29 protein-coding genes are annotated in these 26,477 nt (G+C 48.0%); 10 read left to right on the plus strand and 19 right to left on the minus strand.

Annotation, left to right across the window (positions count from 1 at the left end; genetic code table 11):
• Nucleotides 1-141 precede the first annotated feature (141 nt).
• On the plus strand, nt 142-759 hold the full coding sequence (locus tag RH45_RS04065; RefSeq protein ID WP_008074167.1) for an NUDIX hydrolase: 618 nt from the start codon (nt 142-144) through the stop codon (nt 757-759).
• A gap of 255 nt (nt 760-1,014) precedes the next feature.
• Nucleotides 1,015-1,287: a DUF134 domain-containing protein gene (locus tag RH45_RS04070; protein ID WP_008074168.1), complete on the plus strand. Its 273-nt coding sequence runs from the start codon at nt 1,015-1,017 to the stop codon at nt 1,285-1,287.
• A gap of 6 nt (nt 1,288-1,293) precedes the next feature.
• Here the strand turns inward: RH45_RS04070 and nqrM are convergent, their stop codons facing one another.
• The 5 genes from nqrM to RH45_RS04095 all read right to left on the minus strand — a co-directional run bounded on the left by nqrM (nt 1,294) and on the right by RH45_RS04095 (nt 5,132).
• Nucleotides 1,294-1,488, minus strand: a complete 195-nt coding sequence (nqrM, locus tag RH45_RS04075; protein WP_008074169.1) for a (Na+)-NQR maturation NqrM — start codon at nt 1,486-1,488, stop codon at nt 1,294-1,296.
• Nucleotides 1,485-1,910 (minus strand): NifB/NifX family molybdenum-iron cluster-binding protein, encoded by a 426-nt coding sequence (locus RH45_RS04080; protein ID WP_008074171.1) that lies wholly within the window; start codon nt 1,908-1,910, stop codon nt 1,485-1,487. Before RH45_RS04080 ends, nqrM begins: the two co-directional genes overlap by 4 nt.
• Before the next feature lie 380 nt (nt 1,911-2,290).
• Nucleotides 2,291-2,920 carry a glutathione S-transferase family protein gene (locus tag RH45_RS04085; RefSeq protein ID WP_008074173.1) on the minus strand — a complete coding sequence of 210 codons (630 nt, stop codon included), beginning with the start codon at nt 2,918-2,920 and terminating at the stop codon, nt 2,291-2,293.
• Complete coding sequence (locus tag RH45_RS04090; RefSeq protein ID WP_039958173.1) at nt 2,901-4,127, minus strand: YbfB/YjiJ family MFS transporter; 1,227 nt, start codon at nt 4,125-4,127, stop codon at nt 2,901-2,903. The genes RH45_RS04085 and RH45_RS04090 overlap by 20 nt, the downstream gene beginning before the upstream one ends.
• Before the next feature lie 66 nt (nt 4,128-4,193).
• A complete protein-coding gene (locus RH45_RS04095; protein ID WP_008074177.1) occupies nt 4,194-5,132 on the minus strand; it encodes an alpha/beta fold hydrolase in 939 nt (312 codons plus the stop codon).
• Nucleotides 5,133-5,307: 175 nt separating this feature from the next.
• Here RH45_RS04095 and RH45_RS04100 point away from each other — a divergent pair, with 175 nt between their 5' ends.
• On the plus strand, nt 5,308-6,027 hold the full coding sequence (locus RH45_RS04100) for a helix-turn-helix transcriptional regulator (protein WP_039958201.1): 720 nt from the start codon (nt 5,308-5,310) through the stop codon (nt 6,025-6,027).
• A gap of 1 nt (nt 6,028) precedes the next feature.
• Here RH45_RS04100 and RH45_RS04105 read toward each other — a convergent pair whose 3' ends face one another.
• The 3 genes from RH45_RS04105 to RH45_RS04115 form a co-directional block, all read right to left on the minus strand.
• Nucleotides 6,029-6,706: a DNA alkylation repair protein gene (locus RH45_RS04105; protein ID WP_008074181.1), complete on the minus strand. Its 678-nt coding sequence runs from the start codon at nt 6,704-6,706 to the stop codon at nt 6,029-6,031.
• Between the two features lie 61 nt (nt 6,707-6,767).
• Entirely contained in the window at nt 6,768-7,325 is a 558-nt protein-coding gene (locus tag RH45_RS04110; protein ID WP_008074182.1) for an SOS response-associated peptidase, read from the minus strand.
• Between the two features lie 116 nt (nt 7,326-7,441).
• Nucleotides 7,442-8,338, minus strand: coding sequence for a DMT family transporter (locus RH45_RS04115; RefSeq protein ID WP_008074183.1), 897 nt, complete (start codon nt 8,336-8,338; stop codon nt 7,442-7,444).
• Between the two features lie 119 nt (nt 8,339-8,457).
• Here RH45_RS04115 and RH45_RS04120 point away from each other — a divergent pair, with 119 nt between their 5' ends.
• Nucleotides 8,458-8,940 (plus strand): MarR family winged helix-turn-helix transcriptional regulator, encoded by a 483-nt coding sequence (locus tag RH45_RS04120; RefSeq protein WP_008074184.1) that lies wholly within the window; start codon nt 8,458-8,460, stop codon nt 8,938-8,940.
• A 67-nt stretch (nt 8,941-9,007) separates the two neighbouring features.
• Here the strand turns inward: RH45_RS04120 and RH45_RS04125 are convergent, their stop codons facing one another.
• Together RH45_RS04125 and aceB are read right to left on the minus strand one after the other, a co-directional pair.
• Nucleotides 9,008-9,445, minus strand: a complete 438-nt coding sequence (locus RH45_RS04125) for a GlcG/HbpS family heme-binding protein (RefSeq protein WP_008074185.1) — start codon at nt 9,443-9,445, stop codon at nt 9,008-9,010.
• A 56-nt stretch (nt 9,446-9,501) separates the two neighbouring features.
• On the minus strand, nt 9,502-11,130 hold the full coding sequence (aceB, locus tag RH45_RS04130) for a malate synthase A (RefSeq protein ID WP_008074187.1): 1,629 nt from the start codon (nt 11,128-11,130) through the stop codon (nt 9,502-9,504).
• Between the two features lie 312 nt (nt 11,131-11,442).
• On the opposite strand from aceB, the gene gcl reads away from it, so the two are divergent.
• The 5 genes from gcl (at nt 11,443) to RH45_RS04155 (ending at nt 17,679) form a co-directional block, all read left to right on the plus strand.
• Entirely contained in the window at nt 11,443-13,218 is a 1,776-nt protein-coding gene (gene gcl, locus RH45_RS04135) for a glyoxylate carboligase (RefSeq protein WP_008074189.1), read from the plus strand.
• 18 nt (nt 13,219-13,236) lie between these two features.
• Nucleotides 13,237-14,013: a hydroxypyruvate isomerase gene (gene hyi, locus RH45_RS04140; protein ID WP_008074190.1), complete on the plus strand. Its 777-nt coding sequence runs from the start codon at nt 13,237-13,239 to the stop codon at nt 14,011-14,013.
• 50 nt (nt 14,014-14,063) lie between these two features.
• A complete protein-coding gene (locus RH45_RS04145; RefSeq protein WP_008074191.1) occupies nt 14,064-14,957 on the plus strand; it encodes a 2-hydroxy-3-oxopropionate reductase in 894 nt (297 codons plus the stop codon).
• A gap of 298 nt (nt 14,958-15,255) precedes the next feature.
• Nucleotides 15,256-16,395: a sugar diacid recognition domain-containing protein gene (locus tag RH45_RS04150; RefSeq protein WP_008074192.1), complete on the plus strand. Its 1,140-nt coding sequence runs from the start codon at nt 15,256-15,258 to the stop codon at nt 16,393-16,395.
• A 150-nt stretch (nt 16,396-16,545) separates the two neighbouring features.
• Nucleotides 16,546-17,679, plus strand: coding sequence for a glycerate kinase (locus RH45_RS04155; RefSeq protein WP_008074193.1), 1,134 nt, complete (start codon nt 16,546-16,548; stop codon nt 17,677-17,679).
• Between the two features lie 49 nt (nt 17,680-17,728).
• On the opposite strand, the gene RH45_RS04160 is transcribed toward RH45_RS04155, so the two are convergent.
• The 6 genes from RH45_RS04160 to RH45_RS04185 form a co-directional block, all read right to left on the minus strand.
• Nucleotides 17,729-18,196 (minus strand): ASCH domain-containing protein, encoded by a 468-nt coding sequence (locus RH45_RS04160; protein ID WP_008074195.1) that lies wholly within the window; start codon nt 18,194-18,196, stop codon nt 17,729-17,731.
• Between the two features lie 35 nt (nt 18,197-18,231).
• A complete protein-coding gene (locus tag RH45_RS04165) occupies nt 18,232-18,597 on the minus strand; it encodes a VOC family protein (protein WP_008074197.1) in 366 nt (121 codons plus the stop codon).
• On the minus strand, nt 18,590-19,063 hold the full coding sequence (locus RH45_RS04170) for a GNAT family N-acetyltransferase (protein WP_008074199.1): 474 nt from the start codon (nt 19,061-19,063) through the stop codon (nt 18,590-18,592). Before RH45_RS04170 ends, RH45_RS04165 begins: the two co-directional genes overlap by 8 nt.
• A 184-nt stretch (nt 19,064-19,247) precedes the next feature.
• Nucleotides 19,248-21,095 (minus strand): M3 family metallopeptidase, encoded by a 1,848-nt coding sequence (locus RH45_RS04175; RefSeq protein ID WP_008074201.1) that lies wholly within the window; start codon nt 21,093-21,095, stop codon nt 19,248-19,250.
• 259 nt (nt 21,096-21,354) lie between these two features.
• Nucleotides 21,355-21,816: a hypothetical protein gene (locus RH45_RS04180; protein WP_008074202.1), complete on the minus strand. Its 462-nt coding sequence runs from the start codon at nt 21,814-21,816 to the stop codon at nt 21,355-21,357.
• A gap of 9 nt (nt 21,817-21,825) precedes the next feature.
• Nucleotides 21,826-23,784, minus strand: a complete 1,959-nt coding sequence (locus RH45_RS04185; protein WP_008074204.1) for an alkyl/aryl-sulfatase — start codon at nt 23,782-23,784, stop codon at nt 21,826-21,828.
• Between the two features lie 202 nt (nt 23,785-23,986).
• Here RH45_RS04185 and RH45_RS04190 point away from each other — a divergent pair, with 202 nt between their 5' ends.
• Nucleotides 23,987-24,601, plus strand: coding sequence for a TetR/AcrR family transcriptional regulator (locus RH45_RS04190; protein WP_008074206.1), 615 nt, complete (start codon nt 23,987-23,989; stop codon nt 24,599-24,601).
• Between the two features lie 11 nt (nt 24,602-24,612).
• Here the strand turns inward: RH45_RS04190 and RH45_RS04195 are convergent, their stop codons facing one another.
• Genes RH45_RS04195 through RH45_RS04205 form a run of 3 tightly spaced genes read right to left on the minus strand, consistent with a single transcriptional unit; the run spans nt 24,613 to nt 26,329 of the window.
• On the minus strand, nt 24,613-25,299 hold the full coding sequence (locus RH45_RS04195; protein WP_008074207.1) for a hypothetical protein: 687 nt from the start codon (nt 25,297-25,299) through the stop codon (nt 24,613-24,615).
• A 25-nt stretch (nt 25,300-25,324) separates the two neighbouring features.
• Nucleotides 25,325-25,558 carry a hypothetical protein gene (locus RH45_RS04200; protein WP_008074208.1) on the minus strand — a complete coding sequence of 78 codons (234 nt, stop codon included), beginning with the start codon at nt 25,556-25,558 and terminating at the stop codon, nt 25,325-25,327.
• 9 nt (nt 25,559-25,567) lie between these two features.
• On the minus strand, nt 25,568-26,329 hold the full coding sequence (locus RH45_RS04205; RefSeq protein ID WP_008074209.1) for an EAL domain-containing protein: 762 nt from the start codon (nt 26,327-26,329) through the stop codon (nt 25,568-25,570).
• Between the last annotated feature and the right edge of the window lie 148 nt (nt 26,330-26,477).

A 26,477-nucleotide genomic window follows, 5' to 3' on the forward strand; every position in this document is an offset into this window, starting at 1 on the left:
TTGATGATTTTTACTGTAAGTCATCATAAGTAAATATATTTATAACCTTCTGGTTTGGTTTATTAATAAGCTATCCATCACGTAAATAGATATGTATTTCTGAGATAGTGTACGTAAATCAATAATAATAGGACGTTTAATATGCAACCTTGGCTTAACTGGGCAAAACAGATCAAAGCGATAGCACAAGCTGGTGAGACTTATGGTCGAGATAAATATGATTTAGAACGATACCAGCAACTTGATGATATTGCGCATCAGATGTTTGCTTACTTAAGTGATGCTCCGGTTGCTGCGGTAGAGAAACTGTTTATTCCAGAAAGTGGTTATCCGACACCAAAGATAGACCTGCGCGCCGGGGTGATAAAAGACGGTAAAATCTTACTCGTTCGCGAGCGCGAAGATGATTGCTGGACCTTGCCTGGTGGCTGGGGAGATGTATGTGAAACACCTAAGCAGGGCGTGGTCCGTGAAGTGCTAGAGGAGTCCGGTTTCGTGGTTGATAACCCACGACTTATTGCCGTCAAAGACCGAGCTGTCCATCCATATCAACCTGAGTACCCATTCCATATCTACAAATTATTTTTCTTGTGCGACTTTGTTTCCGGTGAGCCAACGACCAATATCGAAATCTCTGAGATTGATTTCTTCTTACCCGAACAATTGCCAGAACTTTCACAAGGGCGAGTACTGCCTGAAGATATCGCAATGATCTTTGACTATTTCCGCTGTCCTGATAAAGCGATTTACGTCGACTAGATGGAGCGGGAAATTCTGCCGTTAAGCCGATGAACCAGACTGATAAAATGTTTGCTTCGTTAACTCCGCGGAATTTAAGGTTGAGATTGTTGAATATCTAAACGGTGATCCTAAACTAGGTAACTTATCAAGTTATAGCACTCCGTCAGCGAGTGACCGATTTAGCGGCTCGCTTCAGACTGCATGGTTTCGTACCGTCTCCCTTGCTACAATCTTGCGTTACACAAACTGGATTTTTACCTCTGGATACTCAATATGGCTCGTCCAAAGAAACATCGTCACATCTGCACTCGTGCCGCTCATGCGTTCTACAAACCCAACGGCGTTGCGATGGATGCGTTGCAGATAGTTGAGCTGTTGCCGGATGAGCTAGAAGCGCTGAGACTTGCTGACCAAGAAGGGTTGAATCAGATTGATGCCGCCGTGCAGATGCAGGTGTCTCGTCAAACGTTTGGTAACATCATCAAACGCGCTAGGCAAAAAGTTGCTTCTAGCATCATCCAAGGTCATGCCCTAAAACTTCAATAACATAAGCTAGTCAGGCTCTTTGATTTGATAAAGCGTTCGCTTTGTCCCTTCGCACACATCTTTACAGTCGCACTCCCGAGTGATGTTTAGTTTCGACAACCCACCGCAACTGCCTTGAATTGGCCGGCGAGAGAACATCACCCCGATTGCCATTAAGGCGATGAAGCTAACGAAAATAAGTACTGTAAGTAGTATCGTCATCGTCTGATCCTCCGGATTGAACGCCAGTTTGGTTTTGAAGGTGCCAAAGTTGAAGTCGCGTCGTTCTTGCTGCAGACTTTTTGCTTTGGTGATACTCGAGCGAACTCTAAACTGTCTACTGCAATCAGCTCGGCAAAATTGATGTCGTGCACATCTTGCTTTGCTTTCGTGGCTAACACTTTAACTTTAGAATTAAACAGCCCCTTGAGCATATTTTGGCCAATGTTTCTCACTACAACAACGTCTACTTTGTAACCAGCAATAACCTGCTGCCACTTTTTCTTGGTACTACAACAAGATGCATCCTGAGACATTGAGAGGTACTGCGTTTGCTGAGTGACGGAATCTATGAGGACGATTTGCTGGCAGCGAGAGAAGTGATTACTTACCGTTTTGTTGATACAGGGAATAGCGTAGATCATGCTGGCTCCAAAGTACGTTGAAATTTAGAACACTATAACGGCTTATTATTGGCATATGCTAATAATAAAGGCGATTTCTTAGTTATCGTATTTCGACATAGATTGGGCTTTTTCTACCTCTTTTGGTGATAAGTGGTTGATACAAATGCTTTTTGAGTTTTTGGTGATTGATGTGCCTTCAACGTGAGTGGGGACCAACAACCTTGCTCATGTTCGTCATGTATCAAGTGTTCCGCAATGCTTCTATATCTTGCTTGTGCGACGCAAGCGGCCGACAACTCCCATTGACCGAACGACCAACTGCCTCCACTTTCACTTTATCAAGGACGTGTACTTGAGGAAGCTTTACACTGTAAATAAGTGCTGCTTCCTCTGCCAGCTTAGCGGCTAAGCGTCTCTGGCTTGGTTGCTAGCCAAGTTAAACTGATTTGGCTTAGCGTTGCTTCAAATGGTGAGCGTTTAAGCCAGGCTTGAATTGCCGTTGTGTCGGTCTGATTGAATAAAATTGGGTGACGAAATTGAATGTAATCCAGTGCGACATGCAAATAGAGGTTGCCCAGATTAGCGAGAATCTTGGGTTCCTCACATTGGCTAAATTGACGGTTTAATTCAACTAAGCCTTGCTGAACCCCAGCTTTGCCTTTTTCTATCCACAGGTGGTCATCGTCGCTGAAGCGACTCAATGCCACGCTGCGAAAAGCTACTTCCATTAACGTTTTTGCTAATCCAAGCCTAGCCACTTGCTGTGGCTGAGTGAAATCGGTATCAGCCAGTTGGCTGTTGTCTCCGTTGCAAATGAGATATTGGCAAATACACAGGCTTTCAGTAAGTGCAATGTGCTCGTCTAACTCTAGGGTTGGAATCAGACTAAGAGGGTTAAGATCAACCAATTTAGCGGGTGATTGCCAAGGGTCAATCCAATGAAGCTGGAGTTGCTCACAGCCTGTAAGGGCAGCGGCGGCAACGGCAACACGAGAAAATGGAGAGGTGTCATTCAGATATAGCTTCATTTTTGTTGTTTCCTAGCTTTGATGTGGGTTGTTGGCGTGGCGAAACACTTAGGTAGATAGCGAGTAATGAGATGGCCAATGCGACACTGCCAAACATGAACAACGGAGCGTAGCTCGTGAGTTGAGAAGCGTAGTAGGCCATGGCATAACCGCCAACCCCTTGAGCGACGGCGAATGCGAGCGTCACCATCGCCCACGCTTTGGTGTGTAACTCATAACCAACCGCTTCGAGGGTGTAGGTGGAAATCAAACTTACTGAGGCTGGCGTTAAAACACCGACCATCAATGAAGAGATAAATAAGGCGATAGGCTGGTTAGATAGTAGGGGTAAAGCGACCGCACCCGCTTTAAGTGAATAGGTCAAGAGCAGTGAGTTTCGGATCCCAAATTTGTCGCCGCAGATGCCTGCGAGGACAGGGCCAATGGCGGCACCAATACCAAAGATTGACCAGTAGAACCCACCTTGAGAAAAGGAGTGGTTCAGCTCGCGAACAATATAGTCAACCCAAAATAAGGTGTGAGGAAGGTAGCCGAGCGCATTACACCCGTAGGCCAGTGCTATCAGAGCTAAGGTGTAGCGCTGTGGCTGTGAAAGGGTTTTAAAAGAGGCCTGAATGATACCGGAGGTTTGGTGGGATGGCGTGCAGTCCCAACTGCGCCACGTGAAGAGGGTCACAAGCAAACAGCTGCCACCTAACCCCAACCAAGCCGCTTGAATACTTTGATCGATAAGCGCAGGAACTAAGGTCCCTGACAGCATGGCACCAAAACCTAATCCGGAAAATACTACACCGCTGACTTTGGCTTTTACTGCTTTATCGTGTGATTTGAGCACTTCGGGGGGCGCCAAGACCATCAATACGGCACCTGATACTCCTGCTAAAGTGCGCCACAAGTAAAACCAACCCAGTGGTGCTTGCTCAAACGCACAGCCAAGGTAACTTAAACTGCCGATAAGCATGGCGAGCCGAATCAGCTGTCCCGCTGCAAAATAACGCAATAGAAAACTGGCTGCGGGTGCCCCAAAGATGTAGCCGATCAGCGTCGCTGCACCAAGGTAAGCCGCTTCGCTATCACTGAGCCAGCCGGCTTGAATTAGGACTGGGATCAGTGCGATATAGGCGAATCGTCCCATACCGACACCGATAAATGTGGCCCCAAAGCCTGCTAAGCTGTGCCGATTTAAAAATGACCTATCCTTGTCCATTTTATCCAGCCAATTAGAGTAATAGCACTTAGCATGGCACAGTTTCAGCTAATTGGCGTTTAGCGATTAGTCGAAGGTGAGCAGCCAGTTTAGGATGGCTTGATTGGTTTCCTGTGGTTTCTCTTGCTGAATCCAGTGACCGCAATCTAGCGTTATTGCCTTGGAATTCGGCACAAATGCTTCTAGCCGCTCAGAGACAGGAATAGAGTCTTGACTGCCGTATATCATCAACGTCGGTATGTGGATAATGGGATCTGCATCGGCCAATAAGTGCCAGTTTTTGTCTAGGTTTCTGTACCAGTTGATGCTACTGGAGAAGCCCGAAGCCAAAAAGGAGGCGATGAAAATCTGCATGTCGCTTTCTGTCATAATTGGCTCCCCAAGTGGTTGTTCTGTTTTAGCCAAGTTAATCATTGCCATCCCAGGTTGTGGCTCTCCAACCGGTAAGTTTTTTCGATACAAGTTGGTTAGGAACTGAGCCGTGTTCTCCTCTAACACGGCATCCGCAATTCCTGGCTGGCGATTGAAGTGGACAAAGTAATGGTCACCTCCAAATATTTGTTCCATGAACTCTATCCATGGGACGTTTCCCCGCTCTTGATAGGGCAAGCTAAGGTTAATAATTTTACTGACTCGATGCGGGTGGAGGAGTGCGAGCCCCCATACCACCATGGCCCCCCAATCGTGGCCAATGAAAGTGGCTTGTTGGTAATGGTAGTGATCAAGTAGCGCGGTTAAATCATTGGTCAGATGAACAAGGTCGTATGCGGTGACGTCTTTAGGTTGAGAAGATGCGCCATAACCGCGTTGATTAGGTGCTATGACATGATAGCCAGCAGCGACAAGAGCCGGAATCTGATTGCGCCAAGAGAAAGCGAGCTCTGGCCACCCATGACAAAGGACGATGGGGTTGCCTCTGTTGTGCTGACCGGCTTCGAACACTTCGATTTCGATACCATTGACAGCGATTAGGCGAGGGGTTGGAAAATCAGCGGGGTAAAGCATGTTTGCTCCTTGATAAGCTCCAAAATGTATTGGTGTGATGATTTGATGCTGTGACATTGAACGGCGATTCATCGGTTTGCATCACAGCATTAGCAATGCGCAGTGCATATGGTGAGAGAGTTTATATACTCTAAAGGTGCCAAATAGTGGCACCTTTATGTGGTTTCATAACAAGATGAATGTACGCTTACGACAAGACGCCATAGTGCGCAGTTTACGACGCCAGGGCACGACAACGGTCGCGCAGTTAGCGCAAGATGTGGGCGCCTCAAAGCGCACGATCCTTCGTGATATCAGTGCATTGCGTGATGAAGGTGTTGTTATTTATTCCGAACCTGGGCGTGGCGGTGGGCTGCAGCTTGACCCGCGTTCTGTGCAAACTCGCGTGCGATTATCGGTATCCGAAGTGTTTGCTCTGGTGGTATGTGTTGCTTCTGTGCGTGCGACTGGAGGTGTGCCGTTTTCAACGCTCGCCGACCTTGGGCTAAGCAAAATAGAGAAAGCCCTTCCTACTGAGCAACTGTTTGATTTGCGGCGCTTTCTCGATTGCTTGTATGTGGGAGAGTTAGCCCCGCAAGTCAATAGGAACGACATTGGTGCGATGGAGGAAGAGCTGCTGCCTATTTTTGAGAGTGCTTTTCTTGAACAATGGCATGTCGCTTTTGAGTATTGCGATGCCAAAGGGGTTAGGACTGAAAGAGAAGTGGAGCCCCAAGCGATATTGATATTGCCGCCATTGTGGTATCTCGTTGCTTGGGACCCGACTCGAAGCGACTTTCGCCATTTCCGTATGGATAGGATTCGTTGCCCTAAACTCGTACCAGAAAAACACTTCCATCGTCGCCACGTCCCTTTTGAAGACCATGTGTCTCCTCTGCGCAATTTGGCTCGCTAATCTATCGCTGCTTATTGAGCCATTTAAGGCCTTCTCGCTTGGCCAAGCCTTGGATGTCTTGCTGATTTATAAATGAGGTTACCGCATCTGGATTGGTCTTAGAGTACTCTCTCAGCGCCCAGCCAATGGCTTTTTGGATAAAGAATTCATTGTCTGCTTGATTCTCTTTGAGTATGCCAAACAACCACTTTTCATCGGTTTGTTGCTTGAATTTGAGTTGATAGAGAATCGCGCTGCGCCGTAACCAGATATTATCCGATTGACGCCAGTGGTTCAGGTAGTCTTGTGTTTCTGCACTATGATGATGATACAACGCAGCGGTAACGTGTGAAGCGAGCATGTCGACGGTGTCCCACCACGATTTGGTGGTGATCAACCACTCTAAATCGGCTAAAAACGACGCGGGTAACTGGTTTTTGTATTTGATCAGTAAGTCGACCGCAACCATTTGTAATTCGCGTTGTGGTTGCAGCCAAAGCTCTCGAACAACTTGAGGTATTTGCGGTGTTTCGGGCAACTGCGCTTTGTGCCAAAGAGGCTTAAGTGCAGTTCGTCTTTGGGTTGATTGAATGCCATAGAATACGAACTGATCACGCATGTAAGACTGCATTTGTTTGGCATTTTCTGGGTTCGCTAGTGGCTCAAGCGCGGAGAGAACGGCGCTGTTCCATGGGTGCATTGCTCATATTCCTTATCGATTTAATGGGATTTGCTCTGAGTTTGGTTACTCAAAGCCAGCGTTAGCGAATTTTCAGCAGTTTATCATACGGCTGACCAAGCAAACGCTCTGCGTGACAAGACGAGCCCGCGAGCCAATCGCGAATATCCGGCGCTGCGATCAATGCTGGCATACGACGATGATACGGGGCGCATTGCTCAGTAGGTTGGGTAGTTAGTGTGACTAGGCGAGCATTGTTCTCAAGCGCAATGGCCGCCATGTAGAGTGGGTTGGGTTCCGCTGGCGAAAAGAGGTATTTGACCTTGTGATCCCCTTCTTGCCGCCATTCATACCATCCGCTGCATGGCACAATGACCCTATGGTGTTGGAAGGCGTGAGCAAAGGTTGGCTTTTGGGCGACAGTTTCCGCTTGGGCATTGATGATTAGTCGTTTGGCCCAGTCAGGCTTGATTCCCCATGCTAAATTACATTGTTGAAGCTGTGAATGACTCCAGCCAACGCATGCTACTTGTTCCGTTGGGCGCAAGTCTGGATTACTTTCGGTTGAAAACTCCATGCCAAGCTGCTCGCACACTACCTCGCAGAGGGGATCGTCCATAACATTAAGTCGGCCACACATTGGCACAGTCTCCTTGGTGAATGTGTCCAAAGTATAGCAATCGTGATTGTGAGCGGTGTGAATGAACAAAAAAGCCGCACTAAAGAGCGCGGCTGTCGATGGCAAGGTTGGGCTCTTTAGCTCTGGCACTCAGCCGGAGCCGCTTTGTTCTGCCTGATTGCGAGTATTGCTTGAGGAAGTAAAGACATGACAATCATGCCAATCATCAAGCTGTACTGGAATGGTGTAAACGACTCACCCAGCAATACCAAGCCAGACACAATACCTGCGATAGGGTTGGCGATGCCACCAAAGGTAAAGTCAACCACTGACATGCGCTGTAGTAGCCAGACGTACATACCGTAGCCGAGCGCGGTATTCAAGCCGACGACCCATAGTAAACCAGACAAGTTAGTGGTTGAGAAATTGTCGATGATTGCCGCGTACTTGTCTGGTTGCATCATGCCTTGAACGCCTGCTGCAATCGACAAAATCACACCACCCAAAATCAGCTGCCACGTCAGTACTGTCCACCAGTGCATTCGGTTTCCCAGTGATTTAGTCAGCGAACTGCCCACCACGATACACATGATGGCAGCCAGCATCGCACCCAATCCAATAGGGTTTAAGCTGAGTGAACTTGGATCAAACAACAGCCAAGCTAAACCGACCAGCATTGCGCCAGATACCGCTTGAATGGCCCCTGGTCGCTGTTTGTTGATCAGCCAATTATACAGCATGGCAAACACTGGCACCGAGATCATGCCGACGCCAGAGATCGCAGAAGGCAAGGTTAAGGCCATGACAAAGATAAGGCCAAAAAAGGTAGCGATATTGATCAAGCCTAAGCTGAACAAGATTTGCCAGTCGCCTTTTTTCGGCAAGCTGGGTTTAAACGCCAGCAGTAGCAGCCCAGCTGGCAATGCTCGAATTGCGCCTAGCAGTAGGGGTGGCCAGTCCGCAAGGGTGAATTGCGTAACCGCATAAGTGGTGCCCCAAAAGAAGGCTGGAATCATGGCAAGTAATATATTCATAACAACTATCTTTACGTTAAGATACTTTTGTGAGGAATGTACGCCTAAAAGCGCTGTTTGTAAAGTATCTTTATGTTAAGATATTCGACACAGCATTTTGTTACTGGAGACACATATTCATGGACGCTATTGATAGAGTAGTGGAGCAATGGGCTCAGGAAAAGCCAGATCTAGAAACTGAGCCAATGGCGATAATGGGTCGTTTAATGCGGATCGCAAAGTATATGGAAACGGAAGTCGCTCAACTACATAAGCGTTATGATTTGAAACTGGGTGAGTTTGATGTACTTGCTACCTTGCGTCGTAGTGGTGAGCCGTTTCGATTGACTCCGTCTGAATTGATTGATTCTATGATGTTAACGTCTGGTGCGATGACCAACCGCCTCGATAAGCTGGAGTCGAAAGGTTTGATTGAACGTGAACACAGTAAAGAGGACCGTCGCAGTGTCACCGTACAGCTGACTCAAGATGGTTTTGTGCTGATTGATCAAATTATTGAAGAGCACGCCGCGGTGCAAACTAAGCTCGTCAAGGGTATGAACAGTAACCAGAAAAAACAGATCAACATGATTTTGAAAGGTTGGCTCACTCAATACGAATAGCGAAACCAGAACAACAAACGCCCGATATCTTGCTTGGATATCGGGCGTTTTTCTATGGGTTATACCGTTAAGAAGTTAACTCATCACTGTACAGTTGCGCGTGGTCGATACCGCCGAGGGCGCAGCGTTCATCAATATCAGATTGATCACCACTTACTCCAACGGCGCCGAGAATGTTGTGCTGGTCGTCGCGAATCAACAGCCCACCCGGAACAGGAACCATGTTGCCATGCGCGAGCACGTTGACCGCCGAGATAAACGCCGGGCGATTATCCGCATCCTGCGCCAACTTACGTGATGAACAGCCTAGCGCCAACGCGCCCCATGCTTTTGCTATCGCGATGTCTGGCCGCATCATGCTTGATCCATCTTGGCGTTGCAGAGAAATCAGCTTTCCTCCACTGTCCAAAACGGCGACTGTTAACGGTGCGCTCTGATTTTGGGTGCCAGTTCGAAAGGTGCCATTGGTCACCGATAAGGCTTGCTCTAGAGTTAAACTTCCCATGTTATCTCCTATTGATCATTACCAGCAGCACTGTCGGATGAGAGTGTTACTCGGTATTACGCCACTCCTTGAAGTAGTGGGTAGCTAGGTAAAGTCAGGAAGTTGGCGAACTCGTCGGCCGTTGATAGCTCGAAGAAAAGGTCAGCGGTTTGTTCGAAGCGACCAGCGGCATAACGAGCATCACCGACTTCCTGTTTTATGGTGTCCAGTTCTTGATAGAGCCAAGAATGGAACAATGATTTGCTAAACACTTGGCCGTCATCAAGGGCAATGCTGTGATGAATCCATTGCCAGATGTTGGCGCGTGAAATTTCTGCGGTTGCGGCGTCTTCCATTAAGCCGTAAATAGGCACACATCCTTGCCCCTGAATCCACGCTTCAATGTAATACAGTGCAATGCGAATGTTTTTGCGAACCCCCGCTTCATCGCGGCTGCCTTCACAAGGCTTGAGTAGCAGATCGGCACCGATGTTGTGGGTAGGGCTAACAAAATCGAGTTGATTGGTTTTCCCTTGCAGGTTTTTGTCGAATACCGACATAGCTAGATCCACCAGAGCCGGGTGCGCCACCCAGGTGCCATCGTGGCCATTGCGTGATTCACGTTCTTTGTCTTCAATGACTTTTGCTGTTACGCGCTCCATTTCACTTGGATCTTTGGCCGGAATGAAGGCTGACATGCCACCCATTGCCAATGCTCCACGCTGGTGGCAGGTACGAACCAGTAGTTGGCTATAGGCGTTAAGGAACTCTTTATCCATTCCAACGACATGGCGGTCTGGCAAAATACGGTCAGGGTGATTTTTCAGTGTTTTGATGTAGCTGAAAATATAATCCCAACGGCCACAGTTCATCGCCACGATATGATCTCTCATGGCATAAAGAATCTCATCCATCTGAAAAACCGCTGGCAGCGTTTCGATCAGTACGGTTGCGCGAATCGTGCCGCGTTGTACGCCAAAGTAGTCTTCGGTGAAAGAGAAGACGTCATCCCACCACTGAGATTCTTCCATGCTTTCAAGTTTAGGGATGTAGTAATAAACCCCAAGCCCTTGCTCTGCTCGTGACAAGTAGTTGTGGTAGAAATAGAGCGCAAAATCCATCAGACAACCTGGGATAGGTTGACCTGCAAATTGAATTGATTGCTCCGGTAGGTGCAGGCCTCGCGGGCGGGCAATCAGTAGTGCAGGGTCTTGATTCAGTTGGTAATGCTTGTCTTTCTTTTGGTCATAAAAGCTGATGGTTTTGTCATTGGCATCACGCAGGTTAATTTGCCCTTGCACCATGTTATCCCACGTTGGAGAGGAGGCATCTTCAAAGCAACACATAAAGACTTTGGCACCAGAGTTTAGGGCGTTGATCACCATTTTTCGGTCGATTGGCCCAGTGATCTCGACACGACGATCTAGGAGTTCAGCAGGGGGAGTCGCGACTTTCCAGCTCTTGTTATCGCGAATGGCTTGTGTATCGGCTCGGAAGTTGGGTAGCGCGCCTGCGTCATAGCGTTGTTGTTGTTCTTCGCGCGCTTGCAATAGAGCATCTCTACGTGGTGCAAACCGAGTGACAAGTTGATTAAGAAATGACAGAGCCTCGGTTGAGAGTATGGCTTGGTACTCGGGGTTGTCCATATTACCGACCACTCGCAAGCAAGCGGTTTGTTCTCTTTCTGCTACATCGTTCAGATTCATTGTTTGTCTCCTTTAAACAATACCGAATGATTTTGTGTACAAAAATTGTTTTGTACGAATACTTATATTTCAATTTATGTAAACAATCAAAGGAATTTAACAATTATTTTTCATTTGAATTTTTTGTGAGTTATTTTTACGTAAAGATAGTTTACATAAAGTAATGATTTCTAGGCTTTTCAGGGTTAGCGTTCACTTCGAGCAGTTGCTCTATGTTGAAAAAATGTTGCATTAGGGGGTTGCCAAATTCTTAATATGATTCATAGTACACAAAGTATCTTTGAATTGTATACAATCGAAATGGAGGTTCGTATGGCAAAGATGAAGGCAATTGAAGCCGCAGTAGAAGTAATGAAAAAGGAAGGTGTAGAGATTGCCTTCGGTGTCCCCGGTGCAGCCATTAACCCTATGTACGCGGCGATGAAAAAGCTCGGTGGGATCGACCACGTTTTAGCGCGTCATGTTGAAGGGGCTTCCCACATGGCAGAAGGTTATACCCGGACTGAGCAAGCGAATATTGGCGTGTGTATCGGCACTTCTGGACCAGCAGGGACTGATATGATCACTGGCTTGTATTCGGCGTCGGCTGACTCGATCCCTATCCTTTGTATTACAGGCCAAGCGCCAACGGCTCGCTTACACAAGGAAGATTTTCAGGCGGTCGATATTGAATCTATTGCTAAGCCTGTCACCAAGTGGGCGACAACGGTATTGGAGCCAGCTCAAGTACCTCGTGCGTTTCAACAGGCGTTTCATCTGATGCGCTCAGGGCGTCCCGGCCCGGTATTGATCGATTTACCGCTTGATGTGCAACTGACAGAGATTGAGTTTGATATCGATACCTATGAGCCACTGGAAGCTTATCAACCTAAAGCCTCTCGAGCGCAAGTAGAAAAAGCGTTGGCGATGATGTGTGAATCAGAAAACCCTGTAATCGTATCGGGCGGGGGGGTTATCAACGCCGGTGCGGAGCAACTGCTGCAACAGTTTGCCGAGATTACGGGTGTTCCTGTGATACCAACTCTGATGGGTTGGGGCTCTATTGCCGATGACCATGAACTGATGGCGGGAATGGTTGGTCTGCAAACGGCACATCGTTACGGTAACGCGACATTACTTGAATCTGATTTTGTGTTCGGCATTGGTAACCGATTTGCTAACCGCCACACGGGTTCTTTGGATGTGTACACCAAAGGACGAAAGTTTGTTCACGTTGATATTGAGCCGACTCAAATTGGGCGCGTGTTCTGTCCGGATCTTGGCATTGTTTCTGATGCCAAAGCAGCACTTGAATTGCTGGTGGAAGTGGCGCGTGAATGGCGTGACGCAGGTAAATTACCAAACCGCAGTGCGTGGGTTGGCGAATGTCAGCAGCGTAAAGCGACGATGTTACGTAAAACTCACTATACCGATGCGCCGATTAAACCAATGCGGGTTTATGAAGAGATGAACAAAGCGTTTGGTCGCGATACTTGTTATGTCAGCACGATCGGTTTGTCTCAAATCGCCGCAGCGCAATTCCTACATGTGTATAAGCCACGTCATTGGATTAATTGTGGTCAAGCTGGCCCGCTAGGTTGGACGACACCAGCCGCTCTCGGTGTACGTGCCGCGGATCCAAATCGCGATATCGTTGCCATCTCTGGCGACTATGACTTCCAATTCATGATTGAAGAGCTGGCCGTTGGTGCGCAGTTTAACCTGCCCTACATCCATGTTTTGGTAAACAACTCTTACCTTGGCCTGATTCGCCAAGCGCAGCGTCAGTTCGACATTGACTATTGTGTTCAGTTGGCGTTCGAGAACCAGAACGCGCCAGAGCTCAACGGCTACGGTGTAGACCATGTGACAGTTGTTGAAGGCTTAGGTTGTAAAGCGATTCGAGTGACTGACCCAGAACAGATGCAAGCGGCGTTTGCTCAAGCGAAAGAGTTAATGAACAAGCACAAGGTGCCTGTTGTGGTTGAAGTAATCCTAGAGCGGGTAACCAACATTGCCATGGGCGTTGAGATTGACTCAATCAACGAGTTCGAAGCCTTGGCTGAAAGCGCTGACGATGCCCCAACCGCGTTAATCAATAACAGCTAACAGAATAAGGAAATCAAAATGGCAAAGTTTGCAGCAAATTTATCCATGTTGTTTACCGAATTGGACTTCGAAGATCGTTTTGAGGCCGCAGCAAAGGCGGGTTTTAGTGGCGTAGAGTATTTGTTTCCTTACGCCTTAGAAGCCGATCGAATCAAGGAGAAGTTGGATGAAAACCAACTTACCCAAGTGTTGTTCAACCTGCCGGCTGGCGACTGGGATGCCGGCGAGCGAGGCATTGCCGTGGACCCGAACCGAATCGAAGAATTCCAAGCTGGCGTCGGCAAAGCCATTGAATACGCCAAAGTACTGGGCAATACCCAGGTCAACTGTCTTGCCGGTATCGTTCCACAAGGGGTAAGTGAGCAAGATGCGCATGCGGCATTTGTTATCAACCTACGTTATGCCGCGCAGGCTCTAAAAGAGGCTGGTATTCGCTTAGTGATTGAAGCCATCAATACGCGTGACATCCCGGGATTCTTCCTCAATACGACTGAGCAGGCGAAAGCGCTGATCAAAGAAGTGGGTAGTGACAACCTGTTCATTCAGTACGACATCTACCACATGCAAATCATGGAAGGCGATCTCACGCCAACCATGAGTGCCAACATCGACCAAATTGCTCATGTGCAGTTAGCTGACAACCCAGGCAGGCATGAACCCGGCACTGGGGAGATTAACTATCCATTCGTCTTGAAACATCTTGATGAGCTTGGGTATCAAGGCTGGGTCGGCTGTGAGTACAAGCCTAAGAGCACCACTCTTGAAGGCTTAGATTGGATCAATTTATACCGCTAAGTGCGGTCGCGCCCATCGGGCAGATGGGTAATCGTTATGGAGAACAGAATATGAAAATTGCATTTATCGGTACTGGCATCATGGGCCGTCCTATGGCCGCAAACCTGCAAAAAGCGGGATACCAAATTGTCCTGTCGGATCATTTCAATCCGCCGCCAGTAGATTTGGTTGAAGCCGGCGCGATTGTTTGCCACTCGCCTGAAGAAGCGACACGAGTGGCGGACGCCGTCATCCTTATGGTGCCAAATACGCCGCAAGTCGAAGACGTACTGTTTGGTGACAAAGGTGTCGAAGCTGGCCTGACTGGTAGCAGTGACACTAAGTTGGTGATCGACATGAGCTCAATTTCACCTATGGCGACCAAGGCAATCGCTGCGCGAATCAATGAGAGTGGCGCTCAGTACCTAGACGCGCCAGTATCTGGTGGCGAAGTTGGTGCCTTGAATGCGACATTAAGCATTATGGTCGGTGGCGCTCAAGAGGCGTTTGATAAAGCACGTCCCCTGTTTGAGGTGATGGGCAAAAACATCACGCTTGTTGGTGATAACGGTGCAGGGCAGACGTGCAAGGTGGCCAACCAAATAATCGTTGCATTGAATATCGAAGCGGTTTCTGAGGCACTTGTGTTTGCCTCCAAAGCGGGAGCGGATCCAGCTCGAGTGCGTCAGGCGTTATTGGGTGGTTTCGCCAGTTCGAAGATTTTAGAGGTTCATGGCGAGCGCATGATCGAAGGCACGTTTGACCCAGGCTTTAGAATTTCATTGCATCAGAAAGATCTGGATTTAGCTCTGTCTGGCGCAAAAGAGCTTGAAGTGGCATTGCCAAACACCGCCAATGCGCAAGAACTGTTTGAAGACTGTGCGGCATTGGGGGGCCGAGATTGGGATCACTCGGCACTGATTAAAGCGATCGAAAAACGTTCTGCGCATTCGATTCGTGATTGACGACTTACTTGTCATCATCGGTGAGCAGAGGATTCCTCTCCCTGTGCACGCCGTGGGTTTGGCATGAACCCTAAAGAGTTTGCTACTAAATCGCGTAGTTTTTAGTCTCCTTTTATACGCGTTCCCGTTGTAAGGTAACAGGCAGGAGTATAGATTCTCGGGCTCCTACTTAGCAGGCACCTGGTGAACTTACTTCGGGATTTTTTCGCTTCCCCACGTGAGTATTCGACTCACAGATTCAGTCGCTTATGGTATGTTAAACAGGTCAGCCAACTGATCCACATCTCAGGCAAAATAGATGCAAATAAACACCTTAATCGCCCAACAAATTGTTGCCAGAGCAACCAAGATTATTCAGTTTCCAGTGAATGTTATGGATGATCTGGGCCAAATCATTGGTTCGAGCGATGCAGCACGATTACACCATACCCATGAGGGGGCGTTACTGGCGATCAATGATAATCGGATAGTTGAAATTGATCAGGCCATGGCCAGCACGTTAAGTGGTGTCAAAGAAGGAATCAATTTACCGATCGTTTATCAGGATGAGGTCATTGGTGTGGTTGGTATTTCGGGCTCTCCCGACGAAGTGAGGCGTTATGGTGAATTGGTCAAAATGACCGCTGAACTGATTGTCGAACATGAAGCCATGCTCGCGCAGATCCAGTGGGACAAACGCCATCGTGAAGAGTTGTTGCTTCAGCTTATTCAAGGATCTTCGTTAAGTGAAGCTCAACTGCTGTCTGTGGCGCAAAACCTGAAGTTAGACTTGGCACAACCCAGAGTCGCGGTGGCCGTGAAAGTGATACCCAAAGTAGGTCAAATCTTATCGTTAGAGCAGCAACAGAGGCTGACACAACTGTTTGAAAGCGCGACACAAGACAATATCGTGGGGATGGTTTCACTCGCTAGCAATGATTGGGTGTTACTCAAACCGGTACGACTCAAAGAAGGCGTTTGGCAGCATCAGCATGACCGTATCGAATTAGAAAAGCTGTTACATAACGTCGAACAGCAAAGCGGTGTGTCGGCAACTATCGCGGTAGGCGAATACTTTCCGGGTGTTGAAGGGTTGGCTCGCTCTTACGACACTGCTAAAGCGACATTAGATTTCACCGCCAATAAGACCAGTCGCGTCTTGTTTTATCATCGACATAAATTGGCGGTATTGGTAGCGGGCTTGCAGCAAGACGAGTGGCGCCGCGCTCAATTGGTTGCACCATTAGAAAAGCTTCAACAAGAGAGTAAATCGGTGCTATTTAACACACTTCAGGTTTACCTAATGCATGACTGCGACCTTTCGCTGACTTGTGAGGCGCTCAGTATCCATCGAAACACATTGCGTTACCGGTTGGAAAAAATTGAGCAACTGACCGAACTAAAGCTCAATCAAATGGAGCACCGAGTTCTGCTCTATCTTGGCTACAAATGTTGGTGATTTGTAATCTTGCACATTTTACTAGTGCTTTTTCTTTTATTTTTTGTTTGTCTGACCAAATACAAATGCAGTTTTTCACGCGATACTGATTGGTAAAGTGATTAAGCTATCACCTGCGACTGTGTTGGTGAGCCGAGATAGGAAACGACCATGAAAATTGTAATTGCGCCTGATTCATACAAAGAAAGCTTAACCGCAATGGAAGTTGCGACGGCCATTGAACGTGGTTTTAAACAAGTATTGCCAAACGCAGAATACCTCAAGTTGCCAATGGCAGATGGTGGGGAAGGCACAGTGCAGTCGTTAGTCGATGCTACTGGGGGGCGAGTTGTCGCCGCGCAAGTGACTGGGCCACTTGGTCAGTTTGTCGAAGGCTTCTACGGCCTGCTTGGCAATGGTGACACAGCGGTTATTGAGATGGCTGCTGCCTCAGGCTTACATCTTGTTGAACCCTCGCAGCGCAATCCGTTATTGACCACAACCTTTGGCACTGGAGAACTCATTAAGGCAGCGCTGGATGCTGGAGTGAAACATATTATCGTGGGCATTGGTGGCAGTGCGACCAATGACGGCGGTATGGGCATGGCGCAGGCGTTGGGGGCAAAATTTTTAGATTCTTTGGGCAACGAACTGGCATTTGGAGGTGGCGCGTTAGCTGAGCTTGCCACTATCGATTTGTCCGGTTTGGATAAGCGCCTTAACGAGGTTCAATTGGAAGTGGCGTGCGATGTGGATAACCCTTTGTGTGGCCCTAAAGGAGCCTCACAAGTATTTGGTCCGCAAAAGGGTGCAACGGCCTTCATGGTCAGCCAGCTTGATAAAAACCTTGCCCACTATGCAAAGGTTATTCGACAGACTAATGGCAATGACGTGATTGACCAAGCTGGCGCTGGCGCGGCTGGTGGACTTGGCGCTGCGTTCTTGGGCTTATTTGACGCTGCGCTGCGCCCAGGCATAAACATAGTAATGGATGCGGTGAATCTCGCTGAAGTGGTTAAGGATGCCGATTTAGTGATTACGGGCGAGGGGCGCATTGATAGCCAAACCATTCACGGTAAGACGCCGGTTGGTGTGGCGAGAGCTGCTAAGCAATATGATGTGCCCGTGATCGGTATTGCGGGCAGCCTAGCAAAAGATTGCGCTGTCGTGCATGACCACGGTTTGGATGCGGTGTACAGCGTTGTGTTGGGAGCGACTGATTTGCCGACTGCATTGAAAGAGGCGGCATTTAATGTGGAGATGACGTCACGCAATATTGCGGCAACTCTGCGGGTACAGTTCTGACGGTCTTAGAATGAAAACTGGCCACAATGCGTGGCCAGTTTTTTGGGTTTTATTCGGCGTAGACAACCTTGAAATGCTCAAGCACTAAGAGCATGTCTTGGCGAGGTTCAATGCCTAGCTCTTGGCACTCCTTCGAGAAGAACCGCCAGTGCGCTTCCTTCCACCACTCTAAACTCTTATCACCTTCTCCCTCAGCGGCTGCAAACTCTGCACTGACGCGATCATAACGACAAGTGCTCACAGTGGTGATTTCAATGATGCAAACAGGTTCACCGTTCCAATTGGTCACCACTTGTAAGTGACCCACTTGAGGCATCGGCTCCCCTTCGTGACTGTACCAATACTCCATACTGCACGATGCGCGCTTTTCTCCGCGCAGAATAAGGTTGGCACACAGATCGGCGTTGTATTGATCTGCGCAGAAATAGTCAGCGCTAAATGAGCGGTATTTTTGAGCCTGCTCAGGAGGCAGTGAGTGCAAGTATTGCTCTAAGTACGCTTGATGCTTGATGTCCATTTTTTGCATCGCCTTATTCGTCGTTGAATTTGAAGCTAGTAAACACTCACTTCGATTAAGTTTCTATCTAAGTCTACAAAGTAGACCGATTGAATGGACCCCATCGCCCCCGATTTAGCTACAGGGCCTTCAAGGATGTCGACGCCTTGTTGAGTAAGGTGTTCAATCACTTGGGAGAGGGGCCAGTCAGTGATAAGGCAAAGATCCCCCGAGCCAACTTGAGCCCGATTTCTTGGCTCTTGTCCCAACAGTTGCAGGTTGATTTTTTGCTCACCAAATTTCAAGGCTTTGCGACCATTGGCAAAAGTGACTTCTTCCATCAATAATACGCGCTGATAAAACTCTACCGAAGCGGAGATGTCGCTAACGGTTAACACGATATGATCAATATGGCTAATCATGGCACAACACCTTTTCCATCAAGACACAATCTAGACTTACGCCTCGCGGAGAGTGATAAGTCGAAATTTGTTCGCCGACAAAGCCATATGAGCGGTAGAAGGAGGCGGCGTTTAACGTTGACTCCAGAACCATTTTTTCCAGACGGTGCTGATTGGCGATATCCTCAAGGAACGCGAGCATCTTTTTTGCCGCTCCCAATCCAAAATAAGGTGGATCAACGAAAATGGCATCGACCATGCCTGTTTGGGTATTTAGCTTGCCACAGCCTATGACAGCATCGTTCAACTCTGAGACGTAAAAAGTATCGACAATGTCTTGATAGAGAGCCTCAGACATGCCGCCTGTCGTCCATATGGTTAACTGCTCTGGAAGATAGTGTTGGCTGCATTTATCGAGAATGGCGCGTTTTCTAAGGTCATAAATGGCTTGGACGTCAGCGCCTGTCGCCTTGCGAATTGTAACCACATTTCCTCCTTGAATACTGGGCTCAATATTTGGGCTTGTTTAAGGAACTAAATACTTGCACGGTTGCATTGTGGGCGGCAAGTCTCATTGAAATAAATCAGAGGTTTGCTCGAAAGAGAGCCACTAAAAAATAGCGGTAAATAAACAAACGGCCGCGAAATCGCGGCCGTGATTCTTGTGTTGATTAACAACCGTAGGTGTCTTTAATGTAGCTTTCGAACTGTTCACACATCAGAACATCAGAGTCTTGGTTGGTCGCTAACTCACGACTGCCGTCAACCACTTTGATGCTGGCATTGAGAGAGGCAACCGGAGCTCGTTCACGTGTTGCAAGGTGGGCTATTTTAGCTTGTTGCGCCGCCCAAGCTTGCTCAGAAGACAGGTTACATGCGTCAGCTAAGTATTTGGCATTGAAGCCTTCACCCGTCAAACTCACAATTGTCTCATTGTGTGAAAGTTGGTTGCCTTTGTTCCAGTAATGTTTGGCGAGCAATGGCCCAATTTCAGGGTTGTCCGTCAGGTAACCGAACTTGTCGATGAAGTAAGCACGCGTTTGGTATACTGCCATGTGCGCCAATAGATAGCCGTGGTACGCACACGCCGCTTCGTCAGAAACTAAGTGCGGTATCGCCATTAATGGGCGAGGACTGCATTCTAGGCCTAGGATGCGTTTTTCACACTCACGTGCTAATGCAGTAATGCGCTCGGCAGTCAGCTCGTCATCACTTAATTGATAGAGTGCTCTTTCAAAGTAAGGCACAACCAAGATACTGCGCTCGGCAAACGCTGCGAATGGCTGACGGCTGTTGATCATCGCCTGAATAACGTGATCGGGTACTGGGTTACCTTCGGCATCAAGAGCGTACTGCTTCAACCAGTCTGCGTCGTTCAACAAGCTGTCACAGAACATAGATTGAGTTTCAGCATAGGCCATTGACGTTGGGGCGAACTCTTGTGAGAAGCACGGTGCGTTCATTTTAACGTTGGCAAAATGCGCTGCGTGTCCACCTTCATGGAATAAGGTGTTAATGCCGGAATAGCCGCTACCTACTTGGTCTGGTTTCGCGTTACTGGTGAAGTTGACCTTAGCCGCGATCCATTCACCTTGATCGTAGAATGACGGTACTGGGCCGTGACAGAAACCATTGGGGTATTTGCCTTTCCTATCGAGTAAGTCCAGTGTTAGCTCAGCACCAGAATAGTCAATATTTAAACGACCAAAGGACTCAACCCAGCGGCGTAAAGATTGAGAAAACGGCACATAAGGGTCTAGGTCGCGCATGGCATCGCCTGAGTACGAGAAGACGAAGTTATGTCCATCTAGCGCGCTGTCGCCTTTCTCGTTGGCTAAGTTCGCAAGGCTCGCTAGGTTCGTTTCACGAGTGCGTGCCTCAAAGTCGTCGAGAATGGCAAACAGCTCTTGTGTCGTCATTTTCTCAGTTTTGACCACTGAGTAGTCAAAGAAGTTGTCATAACCAACCGAGCGGGCGAATTGATTACGCAGCTTAATGAGTTCGATGAATCCGTTTTCAAGTAACCATTGTTCTAGGCCAAGCAATGCTTGGTGGGCTGACTGACGCGCTGCTTCATCACTGTTGGTACGAATGGTGGATGCGAGCACAGGTAATGAACCTTCAACCTTGGCACCGTTTTCATCGGTGAAAGTGAGGACATGGTTCTGCTTTCTTTCAAATAAGCCAGCTTCGAATTCAATCAGCGCCTTTTTTAAGGCTTGTGCTTGCTCGCCTTCAATCGCATGGGATTGGAAGGTATTTAACCAGCCTTGCAAGCCAGTTTGTGTCGCATGCTTCTCTTCAGGATCTGCGATCGATTCTGCGGATTCTAGCTGCTGTTTGATTTGACCAATTTGATCGGCATTGCTGAGGAAGTTAGTCCACTCAGTTTGTGCTTTCGTTGAGCCTTCGTGGTCATCGCTGATGCCCATATAGGTGTGCCAGAAGAAATCTTCTTTGCTGCGATGAATGGCTAAGTAACGTTGATTAAGATCGTTGAGGTATTCGGTAGCGGTCATTTGGTTCCTTCAAATGGTTGCGGAAAAACACGTTATTATCGCATGAAATGGTCAGGCGAAGGAGAAATCGGCCAAGATTGCATGCAAGTCTAGTGTGTAAAGCTGCTTCTACGCGGTGAAAACAGCTGATTGAGTAATGATTCTTATTCGGTGTGCCACTCACCACTAGCACAGCGTCAATTTCACCCCACATAGCGAACGATATGTGGGGTGAAATGTTTACGCTCAAAAAGTAAGCGCTTGTTGGTTATTTGAACGGTTAACTGGAAAAGCGAATGACTCCCAGCTCTAGCGCTTGAGCAAAATCCATCTGTTTTTGAATTAAGGCATTTAACGCTGCCTCACTCAATAGCAGCACAGAGGTTGGCTTAGCATCCGATGGCGCAAGATGGACCTTGATTGACTGATCCGTTTCGAGCTTACTCCACAGATGACTGTCGACAAGATAGATGTAGCTAACGGATTTGAGCTGAGCGCTATGGCGATCTGCCATTAGCTTGAGCCACCAGCTAGCGCGTTGTAGCCCTGGCGTTCCTGTCAGTGGCGATACCGCGGAAAACCGCTGGCTGTCTAATGCGTCGTAGGTTGCGATGGCAACATCAATCGAGCCAGGGTAGCTTTCGGCGAACGGATTATTGAACTGGCCATCGTAACTGCAAGCCTGACTGTACAAGCTCAGGCTGCTTAGCAACGCCGCACCAATTACGTAAAGCGACTTCATGTTTGGCTCCTAGGGAGTGACGATGTTAAACCAGAAGTTGAACGTATCAAGCATACCAACAAAGTCTTTGAACACCTCTTTGTCTCCTTTCAGTTTAATATCACCGCTGGCGATGGCTTGTTCTAATGTCACCGTACCAAGTTGCACGTTATCTAACGCTTCTTTTGTCAGGGTCAGTGACACATCAGGGTCATCATTCAGCTTGGTGGTATGGTTCAGCACCGAGTTTTCAATATACAGAGTGTATTGCTCATCAAGATCGGTAAAGTCGATGTTGATGGCGTAGTCTTTGCCTGCTGATTTTTCTGGCAACAAACGCACCGCTAAATAATCAAACAGCATTTCGGGTGGCATGTTTTTGATGATGTCCGGTGAGGCGGTATTGGTCCCCCCTGCCGATGGTGTGCCGTTTCTCAGTTCATAAGCACCTTGCAAATAAACCGAACGCCAGGGTCCCGATTCCGCTTGGTACCCTAACTGCTCATAGGCGTCGGCCAGTAGCGCTTTCCCTTTCTTGCTCTGAGGGTTAGCAAATACTACGTGTTTGAGTACTTCGGCTACCCAGCGATAGTTGCCAGCGGCAAAGTCCTGGCGCGCTTTGTCGATAACGGCACTTTCGCCACCCATATACTCAACGTATTTTACGGCCGCGTTGGTTGGTGGCAGATTGTTCAGATCCGACGGATTACCGCTGTACCAACCCATGTAACGTTGGTATACCGCACGACTGTTATGACGCAGGGTGCCGTAGTAACCGCGCGTATTCCAGTTCTTGTCGATCTCCTCTGGGAATTGAATGATTTCAGAGATCTCAGAGCCGATATAACCCTGATTCATCAGGCGTACCGTTTGATCGTGAGTGTATTTATACATGTCGCGTTGCAATTTGAAGTAGTCGACGATCTCCTCTTGTCCCCACATAGGCCAGTGGTGACTTTGAAACTTCACTTCGACATCGTCTCCCCACATTTCTATGGTTTGGTTGAGGTAATAAGACCACTTCAAGGCATCACGGACTTGAGCGCCGCGTAGGGTTAGGATGTTGTGCATGGTGTTGGTGCTGTTTTCTGCCATCCACAACGCTTTTTTCTCTGGGAACCAAGTGTTGATTTCGGTTGGTGCTTCAGAGCCGGGGGTGTACTGGAAGACCATTTTTACGCCATCGATCACGTGTTCTTCACCCGTTTTCTCGATGACTAATGTGGGACGAATTAAGGTTGCTAAGCCGGTTGAGGTTGTTTGCCCCAGTCCTCCGTTGACACCGCCTCGCTCGTTCTTTGGTAACAGCGCACCATACATATAAATGGCACGTCGACCCATGGCGTTACCAGCAATAACATTTTCAGAAACGGCATGTTCAGTAAAGCCGTGTGATGCGACGATTTGAACTTTACCTGCCGCGACGTCAGCTTCGTCGACGATTCCGCGTACCCCACCAAAATGGTCGATGTGGCTATGACTGTATATCACGGCGGTGACTGGTCTTTCGCCGAGCTCGGCATTAATAAACTCGAGTGCTGCTTGCGCGGTTTCTTGAGAAATCAGTGGATCAAAAACAATCCAGCCTGTTTTACCTTCAACAAAGGTGATGTTGGTTAAATCGTAACCTCGAACCTGATAGATACCGTCGGTGACTTTAAATAGACCATTAATGACGTTGAGCTGCGCATTACGCCATAAGCTTGGGTTGACGCTATCTGGTGCTTTTGCGTCGAGCGTAATGAATTTTTTGTACGCTTCCAGATCCCAGACAACATCGCCTTTTCCATTCTTGATCGTGACAATGTCTTGCTTTGCTATGAAGCCTTTTTGGGCGTTCTCAAAGTCTTTTTTGTTGTTAAAAGGTAGGGCTTTATAGAGGGTTTGATTGGCATCAATCGTTGCTTGAGTCGCAGGTTTAGACTCCACTGCTGCATAGCTCGCCGAAGAGATCGCCATTGCGATTAACGTAATGGTCCTAGCTTTCATACTATGTCCTTCTTATATGTGTATGGTTTCACTTAAAAGGTAGTAGAGTATTTAACTAATTCAATTACGTAGTGATTTTCATCTGATCTCGGCAGGGTTCTGAGGGAAAACTGAGCGAGACGCCACCATTTACGCGCCTGAGTTTTGTCATCGCAGAGACATTGTTTACTATGGGCGAAGAGAGAGATTGTAAGGAAGTCCCATGTCACGGATAAGACAAAAAAACCAAGATCTGATTATACAAGTGGCCAGTGAGCAATTTGCGGTTAATGGTTATGCGGCAACGAAGATGATTGACATCGCTCGTGCTGCCGACATCCCCAAAGCGAACGTGTTTTACTATTTTAGTGCCAAAGATAAGCTGTACTACGCGGTGTTGCAGACAGTGACCCAACCCTTGCTTGAAGCGTCTAGGCCGATCGAAGAGTTATCCGATCCGGTTGAGGCACTCAGTCAGTATATCCAAGCGAAGCTGCGTATTTCTCAAGATCATGTTTACGCTTCCAAAGTATTTGCCAATGAGGTGATGTCTGGTGCAAAAGCGCTACCAAAAGATATCGGTGAGGAGTTGTTTAAGCAGTCTCAGATGATCATTGATAAGTTTTCAACTTGGTCGCAGCAAGGCCTGATGGCGGATGTCCCCGCTCATCACCTGATGTTCACCATCTGGGCGGCGACACAAACCTATGCAGACTTTGGCTGGCAGATCTGTAATGTGATGCAAAAAGATCGCCTCGATGACGAAGATTACCGTCAGGCTGCCGACTTTTTAACTCAGTTGGTGATTAAAGGTTGCGAGGTGAAAAGCCAAGTTTAGAGAGCTTGGCTTTATTCAAATCGACCCCATACTTTGAGTGCCCCTAGAGGAGAAAAGCCGAGCGGGATTAAGTGAGCTAACTCGTCATTGTCTCCATATCCAACGATCGCTACGTTAGGCTGGAGTGTTTGCAAGTGAGCAAGTAACGCGGCCTGCAGATCTGTATCTCCCCACAGGTTATAAATCCCTAAAGATTGACCGTCAAAAAAGCTGGTGACTCCGGCGATTTTCTTGTCTTGTTGCGCTGTCCAAAAGGCGACCTGTTTGTGGTCAATCAATGTTGCAGGGTAAATGGGTATAAACGTTTCCTCACCTCGCCAGAGTGTTTCCCATTCCTTTAATGCTTCACTGTCGTTGGCTTGCTGGATGAGGCAGGTGTTTGCGTCAGGTAGGTTAATGGGGTGATGGCGACAGGCATACCAAGTTGCATCAAATAGCGATATGAAGTCTTTGCCAGTCAAATCAAGTTCGGAAAAACTGTCTTTTACAAAGTAATTGCCTTGTGACGGCAGGATATTGTCGACATCAGTGCCTTGCGTCAGCGTCACTAGATTGGGAAAGAAAGTGGGCATATCACTTTGCGCTTGCCAGTATCCATTATCTTGGGTTGAAGCGATGTCGTGCCGCTCAGCGACAAACTGACACCATGCGTGGTTATTGTTGATTGCACTGCGTAACGCTTCGTCAGTCTCTGACATTAATGGTTCCTTTTGTTTCGGTGGCTTAAGTCCGCTTTGCACTGTGCTTAGCTTGGCGTTCGTTACCGCGTTTGTAGTTACCTGTTTCACGCGCCATCAACTGCTGTTGTTCGGCTTCGCTTTTGCTTGATGCCCGAGTGATAAATCGTTGCGCCCGATTGCCGCGTAGAGTGGTAACTAACGCGCCGTAGCGATAGATATCTACCTGTTGCTTACTTGCTTGATAATGAAATCCGAGGTCGGTATCGAGTTTGCTCAATGTATTGCCTTACTTGAGTAAACTGGGCTTAGCAAAGTAATACCCTTGGGCTAAGTCGACTCCCATTGCCCGTACTTTGGTCAGTTGCTGCTCAGTTTCGATTCCTTCAGCTAACACCTCTCCCCCATAGCTATGGACCTTAGCAATAACGCTGCGCAGCTCAGTGAGAAAGGCTTCACCAGATTCGAGTCTGTCCATTAACGTGATGCACAGTTTGACAACTTCTGGCCTTACCGTATCCACCAGTTGGAGATCGAAAAAACCACAGCCTACGTCGTCGAGCCAAAACTGATAGCCCATTTGTCGATATCGGTCCATTTGCTGCTTAACAGGAGCCCAGTCTTCGACAGGCAAGTGTTCTGTGAGCTCTAATTTAATCCGATGAGGTGTTGTAAATTGAGAGAGTGCTTGATGGATTTGCGGGTCAAAGAGCATATTAGGTGAGAGGTTGACACTGAATAATGTGGTGTCTGAGTAGCGCTGGATATTCTCTAAGTGAGCGCACAAGCAAGCGATTTCCAAATCCGCTAGGCAGTTGTGATAGTTGGCTGCGCCAAACAGTTTATCCGCAGTATGCAGCGGGGAATCTAACGGGCCTCGTGCCAATGCCTCAAAGCCAATCGAACCTAAGTTCGTGAGTTCAATTATGGGTTGGGCAAATGTCACCGTGGTGCGCTGGTCAATCACGCTGCGCAGTTGATTCAAGTCCGACGGGACGTTCTTTATCTGCGAACACTGCTTAGTTTGGTCGTTTGCCGTATCTGTCTGCATGGCGTACTCAATGGTTTCGGATAACTTATTAATCCTAGCTTAGCCATAAACAATCAATATCATCAATAGTTGGTCGTCACGTTCGAAAAATTTGATTGAGTTGTAACAATAAAGCGGTAACTGAATAGAGCCAAAGCCACCCATTTCG

The organism is Vibrio sinaloensis DSM 21326 (genome assembly GCF_000189275.1).
GTDB lineage: Bacteria > Pseudomonadota > Gammaproteobacteria > Enterobacterales > Vibrionaceae > Vibrio > Vibrio sinaloensis.